We start from the raw sequence: 21469 nt of genomic DNA, 5'->3' as shown, positions 1-21469 counted from the left end.
CTATTTACCCAGCTCGGCCCTTACCTTTTTTACCTCAGCCGCAGTAACCAGGCTGCTGTTATTACCAAAGTTATTGCGGATGTAAGTGAGTACCGACGCGATATCAGCATCACTTAAAAAGTTATGCTTGGGCATGGCGCTGTTGTAAGGCCTGTTTTTGACTTTGATCGGCCCATCCAGACCGTTAAGCAGTACCCTTATAGCGAGGTCTTTTTCCATAAATTTACCACCGGTTACCCATTCCGATCCGCTAAGCGGCGGGATCATATTACCATCGCCGCGGCCATTTTTTTGATGGCAGTTGGCACAATAGGTATTGTAAATTTTAGCGCCGCCTTTGAGCATGCCGGTTTGCAAATCGCTCTTTAAAACATCGGGCAATCTGAAACCCGGCAGTTTTTTACGGAGCTCCATTTTGGCAAGTTCGGCCTTGCCAAACCCGGCTTTGTTACCCGTGTAGGAAATTTTCCAGATCTTTCCTTCCTCTGTTTCGCTGATGTATAAGGAACCATCGGGCCCCATGGCCAGCCCCATTGGCCGGTAAGCCGCGTCACTTACGCTTACTACCGTGTTTTTTCTGGTAAAGCCATCGGCAAAAACTTCCCATTGCCCAAAAGGTTTGCCGTTTTTAAAGGGTACAAAGCATACAAAAAAGCCGGCCTGTGGGTAAGGCGATCTGTTGGTTGAACCATGAAAGGCAATAAAAGCCCCGTTTTTATATCTTGCCGGAAACTGATCGCCGGTATAAAAAAACAGGTCGTTGGGGGCCCAGTGCGCTGGGAAAGCCATAATGGGCTGGGTGTATTTAGCACCGTTGCCGGCTTTTATGCCATCGCCGCCATATTCGGGGTTCAGAAGTTTTTTCTTTTTAATGGGATCATAATAGTAGTAGGGCCAGCCTACATCAGTGCCCTTTTTACTTTAATAAACTCTTCAGCAGGCAGCACCGCGCTTTGCCAGGCACTGAATATTTTAGGGAACTGCAGACGCAGGTCGTCGCGACCGTGGGCTACCACATACAGGCAATTGTCGGCAGTATTCCAGTCCATAGCAACAACGCTGCGCATACCTGTGGCATAACGGATACCATCGGTCTGTACTTGATTAGGTTTAGCCTCATCAAACTGCCAGATGCCCCCATATTGCTGCAGCAAGGGGCAGCCCTTGATCCCTTTTGAACCGGGCACCCTGTTTTGCTCCTGGCAGGCGTTTGAGGGCGCGCCAAATGCCACGTACATGTGCCCGGCATTATCAAAGGCCAATGGCTTAGCGTCATGCTCATGCGGGGCGGTAGCATCATGCAAAATCAATTCGAGCGGGGCATCGGGTACCAATGTTTGCGGATTTAATTTGGTTCGATAAACATTTGCCTCCGAGCTGAAGTACAGGTATCCTTTATGTACCCTCATGCCTGTGCCATAGGGACCTTTGTCTTCATAATTGGCAAACTTTTTAATGATGTCTGCCCGTCCATCGCCGTTAGTATCACGCAGGGCAACGTTGCCGCCGATAGAATCGGGGAAGCGGAGTTTTACATAAATATCGCCATTGGTGTTCACCGCGATGTGACGTGCGCGGCCTTCCAAACTATCCACCACCACAACCGCTTTAAATTTGCCGGGCAGGAATAAGCCGCCATTGGTGGCAGTATCCTTAGCTGGCGGGACGGTGTTATTCCCGATGTTTTTAAAACTGACTATAAGCAGGGCACACAGTACCAGCATCACGCCGGTCGCGTTTTTTTTATTTTTCATTTGAGACGAACAGGTTATCTAAATGCAGGATTGGTATTAAACGGCAATGTCCTGCTATAAAAGCGATTTTGCAGGTAAATGTTTAGGAAGATTCATTTTTATTGCCTGAGAGACTAAATATTATAACATGGGCCGGATGTAAGGATATCATATTATCCCAAAAAGTCCTATCTTTTCAACAAAACAAAAGATCCATGCCCGAAACACATCCCGAAAAAAACAAATTAGGCCTGTGGACCAGTACTTCGCTGGTGATTGGCAATATGATTGGTGCAGGCATTTTCCTGATGCCAGCGGCTATGGCTTCGTTCGGGAGTATTGGTTTGCTGGGCTGGGTGTTCTCGGCAATAGGCTCGTTCTTTTTAGCGAAGGTTTTCAGCAACCTGAGCAAGCTGTTGCCCCATGCTACCGGCGGCCCATATGCCTACACCCGCGACGGGCTGGGCGATTTCATTGGATTTTTAGTGGCCTGGGGATACTACCTTGCTGTGGCCTGTGCCAACGCTGCCATTACTATCTCGTTTGTGAGCGCCTTAAGTACCTTTTTTCCAATATTGGGAAGCAGCAGTGTTATTGCTGTGATTACCGGTTTATGTTCTATCTGGTTATTAGCTTATATCAATACATTGGGCGTCGTTACCGGCGGCAAGCTGCAATTGGTTACCACTATTTTAAAGGTGTTACCACTGTTGCTGGTAGCTATCGGCGGTTTGTTTTTCATTAAGGCGGTAAACTTTAAACCTTTTAACGCCAGCGGGACAGGCATAGTCACCGCCCTGCAGGCAACCGCTACTATGACCATGTTTGCGTTTATTGGTATTGAAAGCGCCACCGTACCATCTGGCAGCGTGGCCAATCCCGAAAAAACAGTGGCCAGGGCAACTATGCTGGGACTGCTTATTACCACCTTTATCTATATACTGGGGAGTGTAAGCGTTATCGGTATTATCCCGGCGGCGCAGCTGCAAAAATCACTTACGCCTTATGCCGATACCGCGGTGATCATCTACGGCAGCAGCGCCGCTACTGGGTTAGCGCCGGTATTGCCATCGCCGCTTTCGGTTCACTGAACGGGTGGACATTGCTACAAGGACAAGTGCCTTATGCCATTTCAAAAGATCAACTTTTCCCGCCGATATTCAGCCGCACTAATAAAAAGGGTGTACCTTATATGGGTATTATCATCAGCAGTATCATGGTATCGCTGTTTATGGCCATGAATTATACCAAAGGTCTGGTAACACAATTTAAATTTCTGCTGCTGCTTTCGCTGTTGAGCGTTTTGATTCCCTATTTGTTATCGGCAGCGGCTTACCTGGTTATCCGGGTACGAAAAAGCCCAAAGGCGGGCGGCTGGGCCGGAGCTATAGCACTGGCTATGCTGGCTTTTGCCTATGCGCTTTGGGCTATTGCGGGAGCCGGGCAGGAAGCTGTGTATTACGGCTTTTTACTGCTGATGGCCGGGATCCCGTTTTATGTTTGGGCCGCATTCACAAAAAATGCGAATTAGTTTTTCTTAAATATTATAAGGCCCCTGCCTTGATCTCGTCAACTACTGCCGGATCAAGCAAAGTACTGGTATCGCCCAGGTTTGAGGTATCCCCCTCGGCTATCTTGCGCAAAATGCGGCGCATGATCTTGCCCGAACGTGTTTTTGGCAAGCCGGTTACAAACTGGATCTTATCCGGTTTGGCTATCGGGCCAATGATACGTGATACCGTCATGATGATATCCTTGCGGGTAATGTCCTCATCGCCATGCTTATCGGGGCTCACCACATAGGCATAAACACCCTGGCCTTTAATATCGTGCGGATAGCCAACCACCGCCGATTCAACTACGCTGCTATGCATGTTGATGGCATTCTCCACTTCGGCAGTGCCTATACGGTGACCGGATACGTTCAATACGTCATCCACGCGACCGGTAATGCGGTAATAACCATCCTCATCGCGCAGACAGCCATCCCCGGTGAAATACATGTTTTCGTAAGTGGCGAAGTAAGTGGTGCGGCAGCGCTCATGATCGCCATAAGTAGTACGCAGCATGCCCGGCCACGGAAATTTGATACACAGGTTGCCGCTTACACCGTTGCCTTCAATCACTTTACCGTTCTCGTCAACCAATACGGGTTGCACGCCTGGTAATGGTAAGGTGGCATACCCCGGTTTGGTTGGGGTAATACCGGCGATAGGAGAAATCATGATACCGCCATTTTCGGTTTGCCACCAGGTGTCAACAATCGGGCAGCGGTTTTTGCCGATATTGTCATCAAACCAATGCCATGCTTCTTCATTGATTGGCTCACCTACAGAGCCTAATTTTTTGAGTGAGCTCAGGTCTTTATTATTTACATTGTCCAGCCCAAAACTCATCAACGAGCGGATAGCTGTTGGCGCGGTATATAATATGTTTACTTTGAATTTATCTACAATCTCCCAGAAACGACCACAATCAGGATAAGTTGGGATCCCTTCGAACATCAGCGTGGTAGCCCCCTGCGAAAGCGGGCCATATACGATATAAGAGTGACCGGTGATCCAGCCAATATCGGCAGTACAGAAATATACCTCGCCCTGGTTGTACTGGAATACGTTGGCAAAAGTATAACCTGTATAAACCATATAGCCGCCGCAGGTATGTACCACCCCTTTGGGTTTACCCGTTGAGCCAGATGTGTACAGGATGAAGAGCATATCTTCGGCATCCATTACCTCGGCAGGGCAGCTTGGGTTACCTTGTGTTTCCACTTTTTTGATCTCATCTTCCCACCAAACATCGCGGCCTTTGATCATGGATACCGGCGTGCGGCTGCGGGTAAGCACAATAACTTTTTTAACCGAGCGGCATTGTACCAACGCATCATCAATCACAGTTTTAAGCGGTACTTCTTTGTTGCCGCGTTTACCGCCATCGCAGGTGATCACGATGTTACACTCGGCATCGTTGATCCTATCGGCAATGGACTGTGCAGAAAAACCACCAAACACTACCGAGTGGATAGCACCGATACGCGCACAAGCCAAAACAGCAATAGCCAGCTCGGGGATCATGGGCATATAAATACAAACACGATCACCTTTTTTTGCACCGTTGTTTTTAAGTACGTTGGCAAACTGGCAAACCTTATCATGCAACTGGCGGTATGTTAAAATGCGGTGATCCTCTTCCGGGTCGTTAGGTTCCCAGATGATGGCCGGTTTATCACCAAGGGTTTCGAGGTGACGGTCGAGACAGTTTTCGGTTATATTGAGTTTTGCACCCTGGAACCATTTGATCTTAGGCTCCTTAAAGTTCCAGTCCAGTACGGTGTCCCACTTTTTTTGCCATAAAAAATTATCGGCAATGCCGGCCCAAAACTGCTCGGGCTGCTCAACACTTTGCTGGTAAACTTTTTTGTACTCTTCAAATGATGTAATTTTCATCGGTTGGTTGTTTGGTTGATGAAGCTGTTCCGGGTTTAAATTGTTTGTTTTTTGTCCTCCGTACCAAGTTTCATGCTGGTTTAAATGGTGGGCGTAATTTAATAATTTATGTGTGATGTATATATTAAAATTCTATCTTTTTAAAATATTTTAAAAAGTACTTATTGGATTAATTGTGGGCTCCGTTTGTTGTTGTTCCCGGCCGGGTGCGCGGGCGGCGTTAGGGATTGCAGTGGAAAGCCCGCAGCGAACGAGAGGGAGCGTAGGGGCCAAGCGAGGACTTGCAACGGAAAGCCCGGGCCGCAGGCAACGCCCATGTTATAAACCCGATTGCGAGGGCCATCTCCTTGCATTGGATACACGGCATGTGGGGCACCGATAAATCCGGCATGGCTTCCTGTTTTGATTGGCCAATAATACACAACCGAATATGCTATGATAATGCGCACAGCCGCCTAAAATTTTGTTACTTTTGCTCATATTGCTATACTAATTTATGAGCGAAGAAAGATCACTGAACTTTATAGAGGAAATTGTTGAAGAAGATTTGGCTGCCGGTAAAAACGACAACCGTGTACTTACCCGTTTCCCGCCCGAACCTAATGGTTACCTGCATATTGGTCATGCCAAGTCAATTTGCCTTAACTTTGGTTTGGCAAAAAAATACAATGGCCTTACCAACCTCCGTTTTGACGATACCAACCCTGTTAAGGAGGATGTTGAATATGTTGACAGTATTAAGGAAGATGTAAAATGGCTTGGCTTTGATTGGGCCAATGAGCTTTATGCTTCTGATTATTTCGATCAGCTGTATGCCTTTGCCGTTGAACTGATCAAAAATAACCTGGCCTATGTTGATGACAGCACAGCCGAAGAAATAGCCGCCCAGAAAGGTACGCCTACCGAACCGGGCACGCCAAACCAATACCGCAGTCGCTCAGTAGAGGAAAACCTGCAGCTGTTTGCCGATATGAAAGATGGCAAATATCCTGACGGCGCGAAAGTACTGCGTGCCAAGGTTGACCTCGCGTCGCCCAACATGCACCTGCGCGACCCATTGATGTACCGTATTAAACACGCTCATCACCATCGTACAGGCGATAAATGGTGTATTTACCCCATGTATGATTTTGCTCACGGGCAATCGGATGCTATTGAAGAGATCACGCACTCTATCTGTACGCTGGAGTTTGTACCTCACCGTCCATTGTACGATTGGTTTATTGAAAAGCTGAATATTTTCCCGTCAAAACAGTACGAGTTTGCCCGCTTAAACCTGAACTATACGGTAATGAGCAAGCGGAAATTGCTGCAACTGGTTAACGAAAACTATGTTGATGGCTGGGACGATCCGCGTATGCCTACCATCAGTGGTTTACGTCGCCGTGGTTATACCCCTGCTTCTATCCGTGAGTTTTGCGAGCGTATTGGCGTTGCCAAACGCGAAAACATGATAGATGTTGGCTTGCTGGAGTTCTGTATCCGCGAGGACCTGAACAAAACCGCGTGGCGCCGTATGGCTGTGCTTGATCCGGTTAAGCTGATCCTGGATAATTATCCTGAAGGCGAAACCGAAGTAATGCATGGCGAAAACAACCCCGAAGTTGAAGGTGGCGATGGCGGCAGGGATATTCCATTTGGCCGTGAGTTGTGGATAGAGCGTGAGGACTTTATGGAAGTTGCGCCAAAAAATTCTTCCGCCTGGGTATCGGGCTGATGGTTCGCCTAAAAAATGCTTATATCATTAAAGGCGAAAGCATTGTTAAAGACGCCGATGGTAACATCACCGAGATCCATTGCAGCTACCTGCCCGAATCAAAATCGGGCCATGATACCAGCGGCATTAATGTAAAAGGCACCATCCACTGGGTGAGTGTTGAACACGCCAAAACTGCTGAGGTGAGGTTATACGACCGTTTATTCCAGGTTGAAGACCCTTCAAATGAGGATGGCGACTTTAAAGATTATATCAACCCTAACAGCCTGCATGTATTATCAACCGTATACATTGAACCAGATTTAGTTAATGCCGAGTTAGGCAAGCCGGTTCAGTTTATGCGTAAAGGTTATTTTACTTTAGATAAAAACTCGACTGATGATAAACTGGTGTTTAACCGCACCGTTACATTGAAGGACGGTTGGGGTAAAAAGTAATCGCCGCTGGCCCCCTTAAAAAAATCATGTCATTGCGAGCGTAGCGTGGCAATCGCACGGAAGCATATCCGCCCTGTATAGCATGCGATTTGCTTCGTCGTTCCTCCTCGCAATGACATGTTTTTTGTGTTCCGGACACCCGTGACGACAACAACGGCATAGCTTTAAGCTTTCTGCATTCCGCTTTTAGCTTCTATTCTCCCTTAAACTCAGCCTTCCGTTTTTCCATAAAGGCTGCTACGCCTTCTTTAAAATCTTTTGTGCCGAAGCATTTGCCAAACTCGGTTATTTCAGTTTCATAGCCATTAATACCATCGGTATAAGCGGCATTGATACTGCGGATGGCTGCCGCGAGGGCTAAAGGGGCACGGGATAATATTTTATTCAGGATCTCTTCGGCTTTAGTTAATAGTTCTTCGGGGTTAACTACGTGGGTAACCAGGCCATATTGCAGGGCATCACCCGCGGTGATCATATCTGCGGTCAGGATCATTTCCATCGCTTTGCCTTTACCAACCAGTTGGGTAAGGCGCTGTGTACCACCATAACCAGGAATCAGTCCCAAAGTAACTTCAGGCAGGCCCATTTTAGCATTGTCAGATGCTATGCGGATGTGGCAAGCCATGGCCAGTTCGAGCCCTCCGCCCAAAGCAAACCCATTTACCGCTGCTATTACAGGCTTGCTGCCGTTAGCTATTAAATCAAAAACTGCGCTGTGGCCAGTACGCGAAAGCTGTGCGCCTCCTTCAATATTCAGCGCTGCAAACTCACTGATATCAGCCCCGGCAACAAATGCTTTTGGTCCGGCTCCGGTAATGATGATACCACCTACCTCCGGATTTTGGAAAGCTTCAGTAAAAGCGCTATGCAGTTCGGCCAGCGTATCTTTATTAAGAGCGTTCAGTTTGCTTTCGCGGTTAATGGTGATTTGTTGAACGCGGCCCTTGTTTGCTATCAGTAAATTTTGAAATTCCATAGGTATTAGAAATTGCGGTGTTCATGTACCCAACCGGTTATATATTTTACAATATCCTGCGTACTGGTGCCGGGCGGAAAAAGCTCGCCAACGCCCAGTTTTTGCAACTCGAGCATATCTTCATGCGGAATAATACCACCGCCAGTAACCAAAACATCATCCATTTTTTCTCTTTAATGAGATTAATGATGCGCGGAAATACCGTCATGTGCGCACCCGAAAGTATAGAAATGCCAATGGCGTCAACATCCTCCTGCAGGGCGGTGTTTACCACCATTTCGGGGGTTTGGCGTAGCCCGGTATAAATAACTTCCATACCTGCATCGCGCAGCGAAGTGGCAATAATGCGCGCGCCGCGGTCATGGCCATCGAGCCCTACTTTGGCAACTAAAACACGGATTGGTCGGTTAAAGGTATTACTCATGAATAACCTATTGGTTTTTGTAAAAGTAATAAGAAAATTATGGAAGTTGTTTGTGTTTATTATAGGCTGTTAAAACGATAGTTTTTGAATGTAGAGACGCATAATTGCATCTCACACTTGCAATTTACGGCAGCTGAGGTGCTTTTGAAATCGGCTTGTCCTTCAGGAGACGCAATTATGCATCCCTACAATTTTTCTCATTTTTAAGCAAGTTCTTTATAATGGCTTGATCTTAAGTTGGTTTTTTGGTCGATTTATAAATATGGGCGTTGCCTGCGGCCCGTGCTATCCACTCATACTACACGGGCATTAGCCACAAGGCCGGTATCCGCTCCTATCACTAACGCGGCAACGCACACCATCGCTATGTATCTTAGAACCTGTTTAAATTTGACGAATATCGTTTACAGGTAGATAAAACTTCATTGCCGTTGGTTTTAACCAACGGAATAAAGCATTCACAACAAGAGGGCTTCAGCCCAAATCCGCTTGCATAATTAGGCTAAAGCCAGGAGTTTTCGGCTCTTAATCCGTTGGTTAAAACCAACGGCAATTAATATTCTTCATTCTTAAACAGCTTCTTATACGTCATCATGGTTCTTTCCGAAAATTTCCCCTATTGTTATTCGGAAAGGCGACAAGTATCATTGCTTAATAGCCGGCAGATTTTTCACCGCCTTTAACAATGCTGTCTCTGTAGCTGCGTTAACGTTTACCAGGTAAAACGGCTTGGCTCCTTTTGCTGCTGCCCATCGCCATTCAAACTCATTGATTGATTTCATGTTACCATTATCAAACCACCAGGCAGCATAAATCTTATCCTTTGCCTTGGTAAGCACTCCTAAATAAACCTGCCGACCGGCTATAAGCTCTTTTTTTATGTTACTGAAAACATAGCCGCTTCCCTGCCAGCAAATCATGGGGTCATGTTCGGGGCAATAAAATCGAGAGGGTTTCACATAAACCAGCGCACCGGTATTTTCAAATTTAATTACCCCGCTTTCCAATACCGATTTTTTATAACCGCGTAAGGATACGTTACTTACGCTTTTGTCCTCCAGGTCATCTATCGATTTGATGTTTATAGTTATTACAACTAACGCAACGGCCAATACAAGGTGTATCAGCGGAAAGCGCAGTTCATCCGGCGCCAGCCTGATGGTTTTATAAAACCGCGGGTCGATGTATGGTTTTTCGGTTCGTTTCAATACGAAAGAAGAAAGGAACAATAAAGGCAATACCACGTAAATGAGCAGGCAGATAATCCCGGTCAGGTCATGCATCGTTGTACCCGCCGGTATTTTAAAAAAACCAGCAGCAGGATACGGCAAAGGTTGCACAGGATGTTTAACGCAAAAGTAAACACCAACAAAAACAAGATCCACACCAGGTGCAGTTGCTTTGCCGCCTGCCGCTGGTAATGAGCTATTATAAACAGGCAGATCATGAACGAGGTGGCAAGCATATGCAAACCTGCGCAAGCCTGGTCCACAGAAAATTCGAAACCTTTAAACCGGATGATGTTGCCTGCAGCGTTGGCTTCCATTCCCATACTTGCAAACAGAGAGGCTGCTACTTCACTGAGCCAAATTCTTAAAGGGAAACTAAAAGTATTGCTGATATACTCAAATGCCGGCGAAATGAGCAATAACAACAGGAACAATGCCAGGCTTATTTTTCCTTTTAAGTTCTCAAAGAAAAGCAGTGCAGAAAACAGCAAGGCCAGGAACAAATTTGTTTTAACCGGAAAACAAACAGCAACTGTCGTAAAAACAATGGCCGGGACGAGGTGCCTTAGTGAAAGGCCCCCGCGCTTTACCTTGCAGATATAAGGCAGCAGCGCCAGGCCAAGCACCATATTGGCATCCCACTTAAAATAAATGATACCTAACCTCGCTGCAATGCCAATGTATATTAACCAGCAACTACTGGTGATTAGCCTGCTGCCGGTTAATTTAAATGAGATATGCTCCTGCAAATTATAGCTCCGGCTGAACATGCTTGCTCTTGTATACTAAGAAATTTATCACCGCTATTACAACCAGGATCAACAACCACTCACTGGGTTCGGGTACTGCGCCCGATGATTTTGCAGAAGCGTTTTGAAGGCTGTTCTTATTTTCATCAATCCCGAAGCGTTCATAATCTTTTTGAGTTTCGAGTACAATAAGGCTCGAAACAGGCGAGGCTATAAAAGCCTGGTTAGCCTCATCGATAATATCCGGCTGCACATAGGTTTTATCAAAATAATGCGGACCAACCTTTTTCATAATATCGTTATAAGCAAACAGGCGCAGCAGGTGGTCAGGCGCATTGCCTGCTTTTAAAGTATCGCCAGTTTGTTCAATAACTAAGCCCGATTGAGCGAGCACAACATGGGTTGAATCTTCCTGCGAATGGCTAAATTCATTTTTCGCAAGCCTGCTTTGCAGCATTGCCATATCACCCTCATTATAAGTAAATACCCGCATCTCTTTCAATGCCTTTAAATAAGGCGTTAGGTTGGTGCCGATATTGTATAACTGCAATTGTTTTGCACCCGGCAGATAGCTGGTTAACGCTTTGCCAAACTCCGATTCGTCAAGATCGCGCAGGTTAGGAGAGGTTTCGGCGCATTTGGTAATCAGCAATGAACTTTCGGGGTGTTTGATCTCATTAACCGGGAATATACTGAAGTTGAGTTTGCCCATCCTGCTGTAAACGCTTCCGAGGTTATCTTCAGTTAATGTTTCCAGCTTGCCATCGTAATAGTAAACTTTTTTGGTTTTGATGGCCGGCCAAAGCTCGTCCAGTTCGCTGGCCGACCAGCTTGCATTAAGGTCGAGGTAGACGGCTTCAGGGTTAAAGTTTGTGGTTTGAGGCACATAATCTTTCAGCTGATAGCCTTTACCTGCAAATGCGAACGGCATATCGGCAAGCGGCGGGGCTTTAAACGTGATCTGTTCATCCGGTTGATAAGGCCGGTCGGCAGTGTAAACGCCCTCGCTGATCTCATCAAAGTTTGGCATGTTGAGGCCTGCGGGCTTCTTCGAAAAAGATACCTGGATGGCTTCGGTTGCGTCTTCGGGCGATGGGCCATCGAAATAACTGCTTTCATAGGTAAGCATATCACCTTGCTTGCGCAGCGGACTGGTGATCCCCACCCTGAATTTGCGGTTTTCTTCGGGCGTACATGGAAAAATTCGTGCCGTTACTGTATTGCCCTCCTGCCAGTGAATTACCGATGGGTCATGCTGTTCAACACCCACAATCTCACGATAAGCCGATTCGGCTTTACCTTTAGTGGTTAATCTTGATTGCTGTTCTTTACCGTCTATCCATAATGATAAAGAACTAACAACCGAACCCTCCGGAACATGGAATGTATAAATGGCTTCTTGTTTGCCCGCCCAGGCCCGTACTCCTCCTTTTTCGGTGTTATGTACGGTTAGTGTTTTTTCGGTATAGGCTAAGCGGTATTCCGGAAAGATTTTAACATTGGTGATCACGTTAGCCGTTTTTAGCTTATCCCCGCTCCAAAGCCGCTCCTGTGCCTGGTGCCGTGAATCATACATGGCTTCCAATATTTTTATGCGCTCGGCTTCGTCAAGGTTTAAGTCGCCGCCAAACAGGCTTGCTATCACTATAAAAGGATCATGCTGCTTGGGTTCATCAAATGATGCTTTACGCCAGCCGCCCCAAAACCAACTGTCGTTAAGGTTTGCGGTTGTGTACACAATGCCGGCTTTAATGATTCGTTGTGCTATGGTGCTTTTAGGAATAGTTTGGCTGATAACTACCCAGGTTGGCAGCTTGCCTTCAGACAGTGTATTGTGATTGATAGAAAGGTTAACCTGGTTATTGATACTTTTCCATTGCCATATAAATATGCTGCATGCGATGACGGGTACTAAGAGGCCGGCCCCAAGCGCCATTTTTAAGGACTTGCTGCCCCTTACTGTTTTTTTAACGGTGATAAACGTTACTATAGCCAAACCCATCGGCACAAAAACATGCAGCGAAAGCCCCAGCGCGATAGCTGCAAAAATGCCGATGAGATACATGGAGGTAAGATATACGCTGTAGTAAATAAAAAGCAGGAAAGCCATCCCCAGGAAAAATGTCACCACGTGTTTCATTTTTGAACTGAGCTCATTCATAAATACAGAAAGTATAATGCTGATTGTGGAGATACAGATAACAACCGACAGCCAGGTAACCGAAGTGTTGAAAACAGGGATGCTCAGGTTAAGTGCGAACGCGCTGATGAACCAAAGTGCCAGGAGGAGCACCCAATAATGTAAGCGTCTGAATCCTTTATATATCACCACAAAGAAAAACACAAGTGAGGCGGAGTAATTGAAGCAAAAAGCACCAAAAGCAGTTCCTTCGGTAAGTTCAAAAAGGCCGGACCCCTCCATAAGGAAGAATCCGGCAGATATAGTGATTAGGATTAGGCCAAGTTTAACAACACTATCTTCAAATAAAATTGCTTTAAGGTTTTTCATATTTTATAAATTAAAAGTACTTTGTATTTCAAAGTTTATAGATAAAAAAAATTACAGTTTTTGTTGTTTGATCAAATTTTCGAGGGCAAGGAGGTGCAATTTGAAGGCGGCCCGGCCTTTTTCGGATGCCAGGTAACGTGTATTGGGTTTGCGGCCGATGAAAGTTTTCTCCACCTGGATGTATTCTTCCTTCTCCAGCGCTTTCAGGTGCGATGCCAGGTTACCGTCGGTAAGGTTAAGCAATTCTTTAAGCGAGTTAAAGTCGTAACTTTCATTGGCAACCAATACGCTCATGATTTGCAGGCGGATGCGGTTTTCAAAGGCTTTATCAAACTGATCTAATGATATCTTCACTTATCGTATCTAAAATGCATTACTGTACCATAAATAATGTGGAGCAGACCGAAACCCACACTCCAAAAATTAAGCCGTAGCCCGGCATTATGGCACACAGCAAACCTAATAAAATCTCCAATATCCCCAAGCTCCTAATACCCGAATATGTATAATGACTGCCTGCAACTAACGACATGCCATAAAATATCAATGTAGCAGGGGCCACAACACCATAATAACCGCGATAAACAAGTATAAGAGTAAATAAACCGCCGCTTACCAGTGGGATTGCCATATTAATGAGCAGGCGTTTGCTGCCGGCGCTCCAAAATGGCTGACCATTTTTTTAGCCTTGCGTACCGATAACCAGATCCCCGTGCCAATAGACAATACAAGCACCGCAATTGCCACGATAAATAATTTTATGATCAGCAATTCTTCATTGTAAGTATGGCCCTCCCTGAGGGTAGTATACTCGCCCTGCAGCAAACTGTATCCTATGCCGGCACCGGCGAAGGCATAGATGCCCGCCATCACACCCGAAAGGCCGCTAAGCGAAATAAACTTGGCCGAACGCTCCATCAGGTCGCGGATGGAACTTAACTCTGCATGAATATCTTGTTCTTTCATCAAAAGTACTTTGTTGTTCAAAGTTAAATATAAGATTTGATTTTGCAAGTGGGGGATTGAGTTTTCTCAAATTATTTGCATCGCGCATAGTTAACTCACCCGGTCTGCCCTACGCTGGACCACCCTCTCTTCGCCTTCGGCGGAAAGAGGGCAGGGAAAAAAGAAAAACCCCTCTTTACGCTTGCGTAGAGAGGGGTGACAAGCGCAGCGATGTCGGGGGTGAGTTAATACAATGAGTTGTTTTAACTTTAATTTTCAGTATTTATTGAAAGTTTAAAATATATTGTATATTTGTTTCAGAAAACACTGAAAGTTATGAAAACGCTCAAAAACCACATGATCCTGTTTGATGCAGAATGCCCGATGTGCCGTGCTTATACCGGTGCCTTTGTAAAAACAGGGATGCTTGATCCTACCGGCCGCGCTGCGTACCAGGAAGCACATGCGGGTACCTGCCCTGTTTATGACAGGCAACGGGCTGTTAACGAAATAGCCTTAATTAACCTAAAAAGCGGCGAGGTTACCTACGGCGTTAAAAGCCTTTTCAAAATAATTGCCAATACCTGGCCTGTATTTACTCCCTTATTTGCTTTTAAACCATTCATCTGGCTCATGAGCAAGGTTTATGCTTTTATATCATACAACAGGAGGGTAATTATCCCTGCTGCCGAAACCGGCTTCGAATACCAGCCTACGTTTAAGCTGCATTATCGTTTATTGTATTTGCTTTTCACCTGGTTTTGTACCGGTTTTATCTTAACAGCTTACGCACATCTGCTTACGGGGATTGTTCCTTTAGGCAGCCCATACCGTGAGTACCTGATCTGCGGCGGCCAAATCCTTTTCCAGGGAGCAGCTATATGCAGCTTTGACCGCCGTAACCTGTGGACCTACCTCGGCAATATGATGACCATCTCTTTTGCCGGCAGCTTATTACTGCTGATCGGGTTGGTTGTAAATCATTTTTTCAATTCGGTCCGCTGATTTACACCCTGTATTTTATGGCGGTAGCGGGATTAATGCTCCTTGAACATATCCGCCGTACCAAATTGCTTGGGCTTGGCTGGGTACTCACCGTTACCTGGGTAACTTATCGTATCGTTTTATTATTACTTATTTTAAACCTTAACTGATCATGAAAGCTTATAAAAAAATCGTACTGGCCGGCGGCAACGGTTATCTCGGTACCGTGCTGGCCAAATACTACCGCGATTTGGCAGACGAGGTGATCATCCTGGCCCGCAAACAAAAACCTGTTGATGGCAACGTACATACCGCTGTTTGGGATGGTGAAACCGAAGGGGGATGGACGGTTCACCTTGCCGGTGCCGATATGCTAATCAACCTGTGCGGCAAAAATGTAAACTGCCGCTACACCGAAAAGAACAAGCGGGAGATCATCCGTTCAAGGGTAGTACCTACCGAACTATTAGGCAGGGTGATCCATAAGATGGAAAACCCGCCAAAGGTTTGGATCAATGTGACTTCTGCCACCATTTACCGCCATGCCGAAGACCGTCCACAGGATGAGGATACCGGAGAGATTGGTTATGGTTTTTCTATTGATGTTTGTAATATTTGGGAAAGCACTTTCTTTAAAACAGATACGCCCCATACCCGTAAAATTGCCCTGCGCATGGGCATTGTTTTAGGCCGAAGCGACAGTGTTTTTCCGCGGTTGCTTAACCTGGTTAGGTTTGGCCTCGGCGGTAAACAAGGCGATGGGCAGCAATACATAGCCTGGGTGCATGAACATGATGTGGCCCGCAGCACCCAATGGCTGTTAGACCACCCCGAATTAAATGGCATATTTAATTGCACTGCCCCTGAAGCCGCAAAGAATACTGATATGATGCAGATTATCCGCAAGGCTTATGGTGCGCCTTTCGGTTTACCTGCCCCTCAGTGGCTGCTGGAAGTCGGCGCCATGGTAATCGGCACCGAAACCGAACTGATATTAAAAAGCCGCTGGGTAATGCCTAAGCGTTTACTGGATAGTGGGTTTAAATTTCAATATGAAAAAGCGGAGCATGCGGTGCATGATATTTTGAGTTTGAATAGGTAGCGGGTTGCTCATGTGTCAACGCGTGATGTTACTCGTTTGACGCTGTCCAACGTCTCTGACTTCAGATGGCTGTGCCTGTAGTCTGAAGACTTCGAGCAGCAAAGGTATTTCTCTAAAACCTTTGCTTTATCCAATTTTACCTCAATACAAATGCAAGAAAAGATTATCCATAACTAAATGCTGCAATCCCATTTCGAGATAGATTGAATTTCTTTTTTTCTTTTAATATTTATATTTAATTGTTGATTATCAATTAATAAACCTAAGTCACAATGGAATCTACAATAACATCGTCTCAAGTTAACTCTGATCTCAATATTGAATCAACTGAAGAATTAGATGAAAAAGCAATTGCGAAGCTTAAAAGAATTGAACAAGAAAAAAAGAACTAATAAACAACGTAGTAAGCGGAAATATTGAAAATATTAAGGATCGCGTAGCTTCGATTTTAAATAATTCCACCGAAGCACGGAATTCAGATACAGCTTTAGCTTATGCGTATTGGGCGGAATTTGAGCCTGAAAATTTTAATGATGGCATGATTACAAAAGATTGTGCTATGAAATTAACTAAAATGAATTCCCTTTCAAGGGTTCGTGCGAAGATTCAAAATGAATACAAGTTATTTCAAGCGGACGAAAAAATAAGAAAGCATAGAGGAGTATTGGAGGGGCAATTCCGACAGGAAGCAATTGATGATAAGCCATTAGGCCTTGGAACGTATTCAGTTTACATAGATGAAACTGGCAAAAACCAAGATTATCTTTCTGTTGGGTCTCTTTGGATACTAAAGTCCGGTTACTTTATACATGAATCCAAACGTAAACTTGTCGAATGGAAAAAGGCTAATGACATAAACTATGAATTTCATTTTGTAGACATATCTAAACATAAGATAGCAAGTTATAAAGAATTTTTTGCAAAATTTCTTGGTTTGCATCCAGAAGTTGGCTTCAAAATCATTGTTATTAATAACAAAGGCTTAGCAAATAAGAATTCCGCGATTGTGGATTTGACTTATCATTTGTTGATCAAAGGAATTAATCATGAAAATGATACAGGAAGAGCTCCCTTGCCAAGAGTATTACAAGTATGGATTGATGAAGAAGAAACGGGAAGCGACCAATTGAAAATCGAAAATATCAAAGAACGAATTGAAGGACAAAAAGTAAATGGATTATATTTTGGGGATTTTCAGGCAGTGTCTTCAGAACAAAATTTTTTTATTCAAATAGTTGATCTTTTCACGGGCTCAATTAATCGAAAACTTAACACTCAAAACGGAGAACATCCGAAAGATGAGTTTGCAGATTTCGTATTGAACACCATCAACTTTGACATTAATTCCATAGATAGAAATAATATTGAAATTGATAATTCAGCAGTATTTAATTTGATGGAAAATAGTCAATAAATCTTAAAAAGCTACTTGAGCCAATGGTATACGATAAAGCTCGCCGTATAAGCCAGCGCGGTCATATAGGCAAACTGGGCAGCGGGCCAGCGCCAGTCTTTGGTTTCGCGGTAAACAACGGCCACTGTACTGGCACATTGCATGGCGAAGGCATAAAACATCATGAGGGAGAAAGCCACCGCTAAGGTAAACACCGGCCCTCCGGTTTGCGGATTTTTAGCCTCGTGCATTTTTTGCTGAACCGATTGCATCTTATCGGCATCGCCCTCCACGCTGTAAATGGTGGCCATGGTGCCCACAAATACCTCGCGGGCAGCAAAGGAGCTGATGAGTGCTATCCCTATCTTCCAATCGAAGCCAAGGGGTTTAATAACGGGTTCAATAACATGCCCAAATACGCCGGCGTATGAGTTTTCCAGTTTTTCGGATGCGATAACTTTAGTGAGGCTATCCGGCGTCATGGTTTTGGTGTATTGGGGCTGGGCGTATTGTTTATCTATCTGCGCAAACCTGTCGCCGGGGCCGTATGATTTCATTACCCACAGGATCACCGAAACAGCAATGATCACTTTACCGGCCTGCAGTACGAAGGTTTTTGAACGGTCATACATGGTAAAGATCACGTTTTTCCACCTTGGCATGCGGTAAACGGGCAGCTCCATTATAAAGTAACCGCGTTCGCGGGCTTTGAGGATAAACTTCATCACAAAAGCCACAATAACAGCCGAAAAGATGCTGAGCACATACATGGCTGTAAGCGCCAGTCCCTGCAGGTTAAAGACCCACCAAACGTTGCGGTTGGGCACTACCAACGCGATAAGCAGGGTATAAACAGGCAGGCGGGCCGAACAAGCCACCAGGGGTGTAACCATGATGGTGATCATCCTGTCTTTCCAGTTTTCGATAGTACGGGTACTCATGATAGACGGTACAGCGCAGGCAAAACCGCCGATAAGGGGTACTACTGATTTGCCGTTAAGCCCTACCTTGCGCATCACCTTGTCCATCATAAAAGTAACGCGCGACATGTAGCCTGTATCTTCCAAAATGGAGATGAGCGCGAACAGGATGGCGATCTGCGGGATAAATACCAATACCCCACTCAGGCCAGCTAATACCCCATCTATGATGAGGCTGCTCAGCGGACCGGCAGGTAGTATTTTAGCAGCGCCGGCCTGCAGCCAGATAAACAGGTCTTCGATGAGCGACATCGGGTAGGCCGACCATGAAAAGATAGCCTGGAATATGAACAGCAAGATGGCGAAGAAGATCACAAAGCCAAATACTTTATGGGTAAGGATCTTATCTATCTTGTTGCTTATGGTTTCGTCGTGCGCCGTTTCAGCTTTTTTAACCGTATCGTAAAGCAGGTCGTTGATGAAGTTGTACCGGGCGATGGTTTCTGTAGCCTGTGCCTTTTGCGAGTGGAAAGAATGCTCCTGCTCCAGTTGTTCAATCCGGTCGCTCTCGGCTGCTGAAAGGTAGCTTAGCGTTTCGTGCTGGTGGGCAAGTTGCAAGGCTATATATGGATTTTCAACCTGCATCTCCCCTTTTATTTGCGCTATGATGCCCGGCGCGATGCTTTCGATATCAATAGTATCCTGCTGCAGCGGCACGCTGTTGGCAAAAGCAATGGTGCTTTTAAGCTTGTCAATGCCTGTATTTTTCCTGGCAGAAATAGGGACTACCGGAACGCCCAGTTTTTGGGCAAAAAGATCAATATTAATTTTGATGCCCGCCTTGTCCGACACATCTACCATGTTGAGCGCCACCACTACGGGGATCTTGAGATCCGCAACCTGGGTATAAAGCAGCAGGTTGCGTTTTAAATTGGATGCATCAAGGATCACCACAACCAAATCGGGCACCATGCCTTTTGATTTATCGGCCAGTACCGAAAATACGATGGATTCGTCTTTACTTTTGGGATAGATGCTGTAAGTACCCGGAAGGTCAATTATTTCGGCCATGCGGCCGTCAGGCAGGGTACAAAAGCCTGTTTTTTTATCAACAGTAACCCCCGGAAAGTTTCCGATTTTTTGATTTAACCCGGTTAATATATTAAAGAGAGTTGATTTACCGGTATTTGGATTTCCTACAAGTGCAACTCTTATATTGGTTTTCAACGCTTACAAACTACTGCAAAATGATGGTGGATGCTTCAAACCTACGTAAGCTAAGCTGGTAGCCAGATACGTTGATGGCAATAGGATCGCCAAGTGGAGCGATACGCGAAATGCGGACCTCTTCGCCGGGTAAACAGCCCATCTCCATCAGTTTTACTGACATTTCAAGATCGGTAAATTCCTTTACAATACCAGTTTCGCCTACTTCCAGTTGTGACAGCTTCATCATTTATAATATATAACGTAGCAAATGTAAGCTTATTTATATTAAATCCAAATAAGATTTGCTATGATGTGCAGATTTTAAATAGGCAGTTGTACAAATGACTTTAGTATGAAGTTTGTACGTATACAGGGGGGACAGACAGGCAGATTTAGGATATGCAAACAGGTTTAAATAGTATTGACAATGCTTCACTGACACGATTATGTCAGTGTTCAATTTTTAAAAAGCGGGTGTTCAACGTTCAATCTCTGAAAAATACAAGTCGCTGATTATCAATGATGATGTGTTCATGTTTGATACTTTGCTAATAGTCATTGAAATCAAGTGGCTGATTATCAGCGATGTTTTTTTGAAAATAATTGCAAGTGTTTACACTTTAAAAAATTGAACACCCGCAAATTGAATAGTAAATGTGCTTTGCTGATATAGATTTACCTGGCTAAGCCATCATTTGCACATCTGCACATCTGGAGTCGGCAGATTTAATTTTCCCGAAATGCGGACAGCCGCAACCCTTATGGAAAATGCCGCATGATGAACCGGCTGTTAACAGCAGCGCGCCCAATAAAATGACCAGTTTATTTTTTTCATTTTTTCCCAATTGCCTCAACGGTTAGCATTACACTAAAAATCCCCATACACGCTCCAAGTACATCGCAAAAAAGATCGTTCCAGTCGCCGCTGCGCCAGGTAAAAACAGATGCCTGCAGCACTTCAATAAGCGCCCCGAAAAATACGCTGGCTGCCCATATCACGAATGCCCTTGTATACGTAATCCGCCGTGGTTTTTGTTGCCTGATAACGCCAAAACAAACCAGTACAATAAGGGTGAAAAATAAACCGCAGTGGGTTAGCTTATCAAAACCCTCAAAAAACATCGGGGATTTATCAACAGAATCAAGATGTACGGAGCAAATAATTAAAACAAATAAGGCCCACAAAATAGCGGGCCCATGATATTTTAAAAACAGCTTCATCTTATACGCCGATAACCGTTTTATAATCGCCGGCAGATAAAAGTGAGTCAGCATCGGCAGCGTCAGCTACAGTGATCTTTACCATCCAGCCTTCACCATATGGGTCGCTGTTAACCAGTTCGGGTTGGTTATTTAATGCCGGGTTAACTTCGGTTACGGTGCCGGCAACAGGCATAAACAGGTCTGATACTGTTTTTACTGCTTCAACGGTGCCAAAAACTTCGTCTTTAGCAACCTCTTTACCTAATGAAGTAATATCAACATACACAATGTCGCCCAGTTCGCTTTGAGCAAATTCGGTGATGCCTACGGTAGCTACATTGCCTTCAACCTTAATCCACTCGTGGTCTTTGGTGTATTTTAATTCAGCCGGAAAATTCATGTCGTTAAATTTTGTGTGCTCAAAAATAGTAAAACTTTGGCTTTCGCAATTATTGATATGTAAATTATAAAATCATCATTTTCTATATGGCAT

General features: G+C 45.0%; 21 protein-coding genes and 1 pseudogene. 7 read left to right on the top strand and 15 right to left on the bottom strand.

The window, feature by feature from the left end:
* Positions 1-789 carry a c-type cytochrome gene (locus ACRQ5D_RS07240; protein ID WP_431199329.1) on the bottom strand — a complete coding sequence of 263 codons (789 nt, stop codon included), beginning with the start codon at positions 787-789 and terminating at the stop codon, positions 1-3.
* A 110-nt stretch (positions 790-899) separates the two neighbouring features.
* Positions 900-1754 carry a PQQ-dependent sugar dehydrogenase gene (locus tag ACRQ5D_RS07235; RefSeq protein WP_432328606.1) on the bottom strand — a complete coding sequence of 285 codons (855 nt, stop codon included), beginning with the start codon at positions 1752-1754 and terminating at the stop codon, positions 900-902.
* Positions 1755-1948: 194 nt separating this feature from the next.
* Here ACRQ5D_RS07235 and ACRQ5D_RS07230 point away from each other — a divergent pair, with 194 nt between their 5' ends.
* Entirely contained in the window at positions 1949-2824 is an 876-nt protein-coding gene (locus ACRQ5D_RS07230) for an amino acid permease (RefSeq protein WP_432328605.1), read from the top strand.
* 11 nt (positions 2825-2835) lie between these two features.
* Positions 2836-3264, top strand: a complete 429-nt coding sequence (locus tag ACRQ5D_RS07225) for a hypothetical protein (RefSeq protein WP_432328603.1) — start codon at positions 2836-2838, stop codon at positions 3262-3264.
* 13 nt (positions 3265-3277) lie between these two features.
* Here the strand turns inward: ACRQ5D_RS07225 and acs are convergent, their stop codons facing one another.
* Positions 3278-5179 (bottom strand): acetate--CoA ligase, encoded by a 1902-nt coding sequence (acs, locus tag ACRQ5D_RS07220; protein WP_090532845.1) that lies wholly within the window; start codon positions 5177-5179, stop codon positions 3278-3280.
* A 496-nt stretch (positions 5180-5675) separates the two neighbouring features.
* Between acs and ACRQ5D_RS07215 the strand changes: the two are divergent.
* Positions 5676-7333: pseudogene (locus ACRQ5D_RS07215) on the top strand (glutamine--tRNA ligase/YqeY domain fusion protein).
* A gap of 193 nt (positions 7334-7526) precedes the next feature.
* Here the strand turns inward: ACRQ5D_RS07215 and ACRQ5D_RS07210 are convergent.
* The 8 genes from ACRQ5D_RS07210 to ACRQ5D_RS07175 form a co-directional block, all read right to left on the bottom strand.
* Positions 7527-8309: an enoyl-CoA hydratase/isomerase family protein gene (locus ACRQ5D_RS07210; protein WP_091166976.1), complete on the bottom strand. Its 783-nt coding sequence runs from the start codon at positions 8307-8309 to the stop codon at positions 7527-7529.
* 46 nt (positions 8310-8355) lie between these two features.
* Entirely contained in the window at positions 8356-8733 is a 378-nt protein-coding gene (locus ACRQ5D_RS07205; RefSeq protein ID WP_431199326.1) for a cobalamin B12-binding domain-containing protein, read from the bottom strand.
* Between the two features lie 644 nt (positions 8734-9377).
* Positions 9378-10016, bottom strand: a complete 639-nt coding sequence (locus ACRQ5D_RS07200; protein ID WP_431199325.1) for a hypothetical protein — start codon at positions 10014-10016, stop codon at positions 9378-9380.
* Positions 10004-10732: an archaeosortase/exosortase family protein gene (locus ACRQ5D_RS07195; RefSeq protein WP_431199324.1), complete on the bottom strand. Its 729-nt coding sequence runs from the start codon at positions 10730-10732 to the stop codon at positions 10004-10006. Before ACRQ5D_RS07195 ends, ACRQ5D_RS07200 begins: the two co-directional genes overlap by 13 nt.
* Positions 10713-13220 carry an XrtN system VIT domain-containing protein gene (locus ACRQ5D_RS07190; protein ID WP_091166983.1) on the bottom strand — a complete coding sequence of 836 codons (2508 nt, stop codon included), beginning with the start codon at positions 13218-13220 and terminating at the stop codon, positions 10713-10715. The genes ACRQ5D_RS07195 and ACRQ5D_RS07190 overlap by 20 nt, the downstream gene beginning before the upstream one ends.
* 51 nt (positions 13221-13271) lie before the next feature.
* The gene (locus ACRQ5D_RS07185; RefSeq protein ID WP_091166986.1) at positions 13272-13574 is read right to left on the bottom strand and encodes a winged helix-turn-helix domain-containing protein; all 303 of its coding nucleotides are present in this window, start codon (positions 13572-13574) and stop codon (positions 13272-13274) included.
* Between the two features lie 19 nt (positions 13575-13593).
* Positions 13594-13851, bottom strand: coding sequence for a hypothetical protein (locus ACRQ5D_RS07180; protein WP_431199323.1), 258 nt, complete (start codon positions 13849-13851; stop codon positions 13594-13596).
* On the bottom strand, positions 13833-14186 hold the full coding sequence (locus tag ACRQ5D_RS07175) for a hypothetical protein (RefSeq protein ID WP_431199322.1): 354 nt from the start codon (positions 14184-14186) through the stop codon (positions 13833-13835). Before ACRQ5D_RS07175 ends, ACRQ5D_RS07180 begins: the two co-directional genes overlap by 19 nt.
* 315 nt (positions 14187-14501) lie before the next feature.
* On the opposite strand from ACRQ5D_RS07175, the gene ACRQ5D_RS07170 reads away from it, so the two are divergent.
* From ACRQ5D_RS07170 to ACRQ5D_RS07155, 4 genes are all read left to right on the top strand, one after another.
* Entirely contained in the window at positions 14502-15170 is a 669-nt protein-coding gene (locus ACRQ5D_RS07170; protein ID WP_432328602.1) for a DCC1-like thiol-disulfide oxidoreductase family protein, read from the top strand.
* Between the two features lie 17 nt (positions 15171-15187).
* Complete coding sequence (locus tag ACRQ5D_RS07165) at positions 15188-15319, top strand: hypothetical protein (RefSeq protein WP_432328601.1); 132 nt, start codon at positions 15188-15190, stop codon at positions 15317-15319.
* A gap of 2 nt (positions 15320-15321) precedes the next feature.
* Positions 15322-16251, top strand: a complete 930-nt coding sequence (locus ACRQ5D_RS07160; protein ID WP_091166995.1) for a TIGR01777 family oxidoreductase — start codon at positions 15322-15324, stop codon at positions 16249-16251.
* Positions 16252-16810: 559 nt separating this feature from the next.
* Positions 16811-17665, top strand: a complete 855-nt coding sequence (locus ACRQ5D_RS07155) for a DUF3800 domain-containing protein (protein ID WP_431199321.1) — start codon at positions 16811-16813, stop codon at positions 17663-17665.
* Between the two features lie 11 nt (positions 17666-17676).
* On the opposite strand, the gene feoB is transcribed toward ACRQ5D_RS07155, so the two are convergent.
* The 4 genes from feoB to gcvH all read right to left on the bottom strand — a co-directional run bounded on the left by feoB (position 17677) and on the right by gcvH (position 21376).
* Entirely contained in the window at positions 17677-19791 is a 2115-nt protein-coding gene (feoB, locus tag ACRQ5D_RS07150) for a ferrous iron transport protein B (protein ID WP_091167000.1), read from the bottom strand.
* 10 nt (positions 19792-19801) lie between these two features.
* A complete protein-coding gene (locus tag ACRQ5D_RS07145) occupies positions 19802-20017 on the bottom strand; it encodes a FeoA family protein (protein WP_091167002.1) in 216 nt (71 codons plus the stop codon).
* 587 nt (positions 20018-20604) lie between these two features.
* Positions 20605-20994 (bottom strand): VanZ family protein, encoded by a 390-nt coding sequence (locus tag ACRQ5D_RS07140; protein ID WP_091167004.1) that lies wholly within the window; start codon positions 20992-20994, stop codon positions 20605-20607.
* A 1-nt stretch (position 20995) separates the two neighbouring features.
* Positions 20996-21376: a glycine cleavage system protein GcvH gene (gene gcvH, locus ACRQ5D_RS07135; RefSeq protein WP_091167007.1), complete on the bottom strand. Its 381-nt coding sequence runs from the start codon at positions 21374-21376 to the stop codon at positions 20996-20998.
* Positions 21377-21469: the final 93 nt, after the last annotated feature.

The organism is Mucilaginibacter sp. P25 (genome assembly GCF_050859465.1).
Taxonomy (GTDB): domain Bacteria; phylum Bacteroidota; class Bacteroidia; order Sphingobacteriales; family Sphingobacteriaceae; genus Mucilaginibacter; species Mucilaginibacter gossypii.
Note: the sequence above shows the minus strand (reverse complement) of the source record. Positions and strands in the feature narration are given on the sequence as shown.

Coding starts and splice junctions, on each gene's coding strand:
- ACRQ5D_RS07240 (WP_431199329.1), bottom strand. CDS start 789: ATGGCTTTCCCAGCGCACTGGGCCCCCAACGACCTGTTTTTTTATACC.
- ACRQ5D_RS07235 (WP_432328606.1), bottom strand. CDS start 1,754: ATGAAAAATAAAAAAAACGCGACCGGCGTGATGCTGGTACTGTGTGCC.
- ACRQ5D_RS07230 (WP_432328605.1), top strand. CDS start 1,949: ATGCCCGAAACACATCCCGAAAAAAACAAATTAGGCCTGTGGACCAGT.
- acs (WP_090532845.1), bottom strand. CDS start 5,179: ATGAAAATTACATCATTTGAAGAGTACAAAAAAGTTTACCAGCAAAGT.
- ACRQ5D_RS07210 (WP_091166976.1), bottom strand. CDS start 8,309: ATGGAATTTCAAAATTTACTGATAGCAAACAAGGGCCGCGTTCAACAA.
- ACRQ5D_RS07205 (WP_431199326.1), bottom strand. CDS start 8,733: ATGAGTAATACCTTTAACCGACCAATCCGTGTTTTAGTTGCCAAAGTA.
- ACRQ5D_RS07200 (WP_431199325.1), bottom strand. CDS start 10,016: ATGCATGACCTGACCGGGATTATCTGCCTGCTCATTTACGTGGTATTG.
- ACRQ5D_RS07195 (WP_431199324.1), bottom strand. CDS start 10,732: ATGTTCAGCCGGAGCTATAATTTGCAGGAGCATATCTCATTTAAATTA.
- ACRQ5D_RS07190 (WP_091166983.1), bottom strand. CDS start 13,220: ATGAAAAACCTTAAAGCAATTTTATTTGAAGATAGTGTTGTTAAACTT.
- ACRQ5D_RS07180 (WP_431199323.1), bottom strand. CDS start 13,851: ATGGCAATCCCACTGGTAAGCGGCGGTTTATTTACTCTTATACTTGTT.
- ACRQ5D_RS07175 (WP_431199322.1), bottom strand. CDS start 14,186: ATGAAAGAACAAGATATTCATGCAGAGTTAAGTTCCATCCGCGACCTG.
- ACRQ5D_RS07170 (WP_432328602.1), top strand. CDS start 14,502: ATGAAAACGCTCAAAAACCACATGATCCTGTTTGATGCAGAATGCCCG.
- ACRQ5D_RS07165 (WP_432328601.1), top strand. CDS start 15,188: ATGGCGGTAGCGGGATTAATGCTCCTTGAACATATCCGCCGTACCAAA.
- ACRQ5D_RS07160 (WP_091166995.1), top strand. CDS start 15,322: ATGAAAGCTTATAAAAAAATCGTACTGGCCGGCGGCAACGGTTATCTC.
- ACRQ5D_RS07155 (WP_431199321.1), top strand. CDS start 16,811: ATGAAATTAACTAAAATGAATTCCCTTTCAAGGGTTCGTGCGAAGATT.
- ACRQ5D_RS07145 (WP_091167002.1), bottom strand. CDS start 20,017: ATGAAGCTGTCACAACTGGAAGTAGGCGAAACTGGTATTGTAAAGGAA.
- ACRQ5D_RS07140 (WP_091167004.1), bottom strand. CDS start 20,994: ATGAAGCTGTTTTTAAAATATCATGGGCCCGCTATTTTGTGGGCCTTA.
- gcvH (WP_091167007.1), bottom strand. CDS start 21,376: ATGAATTTTCCGGCTGAATTAAAATACACCAAAGACCACGAGTGGATT.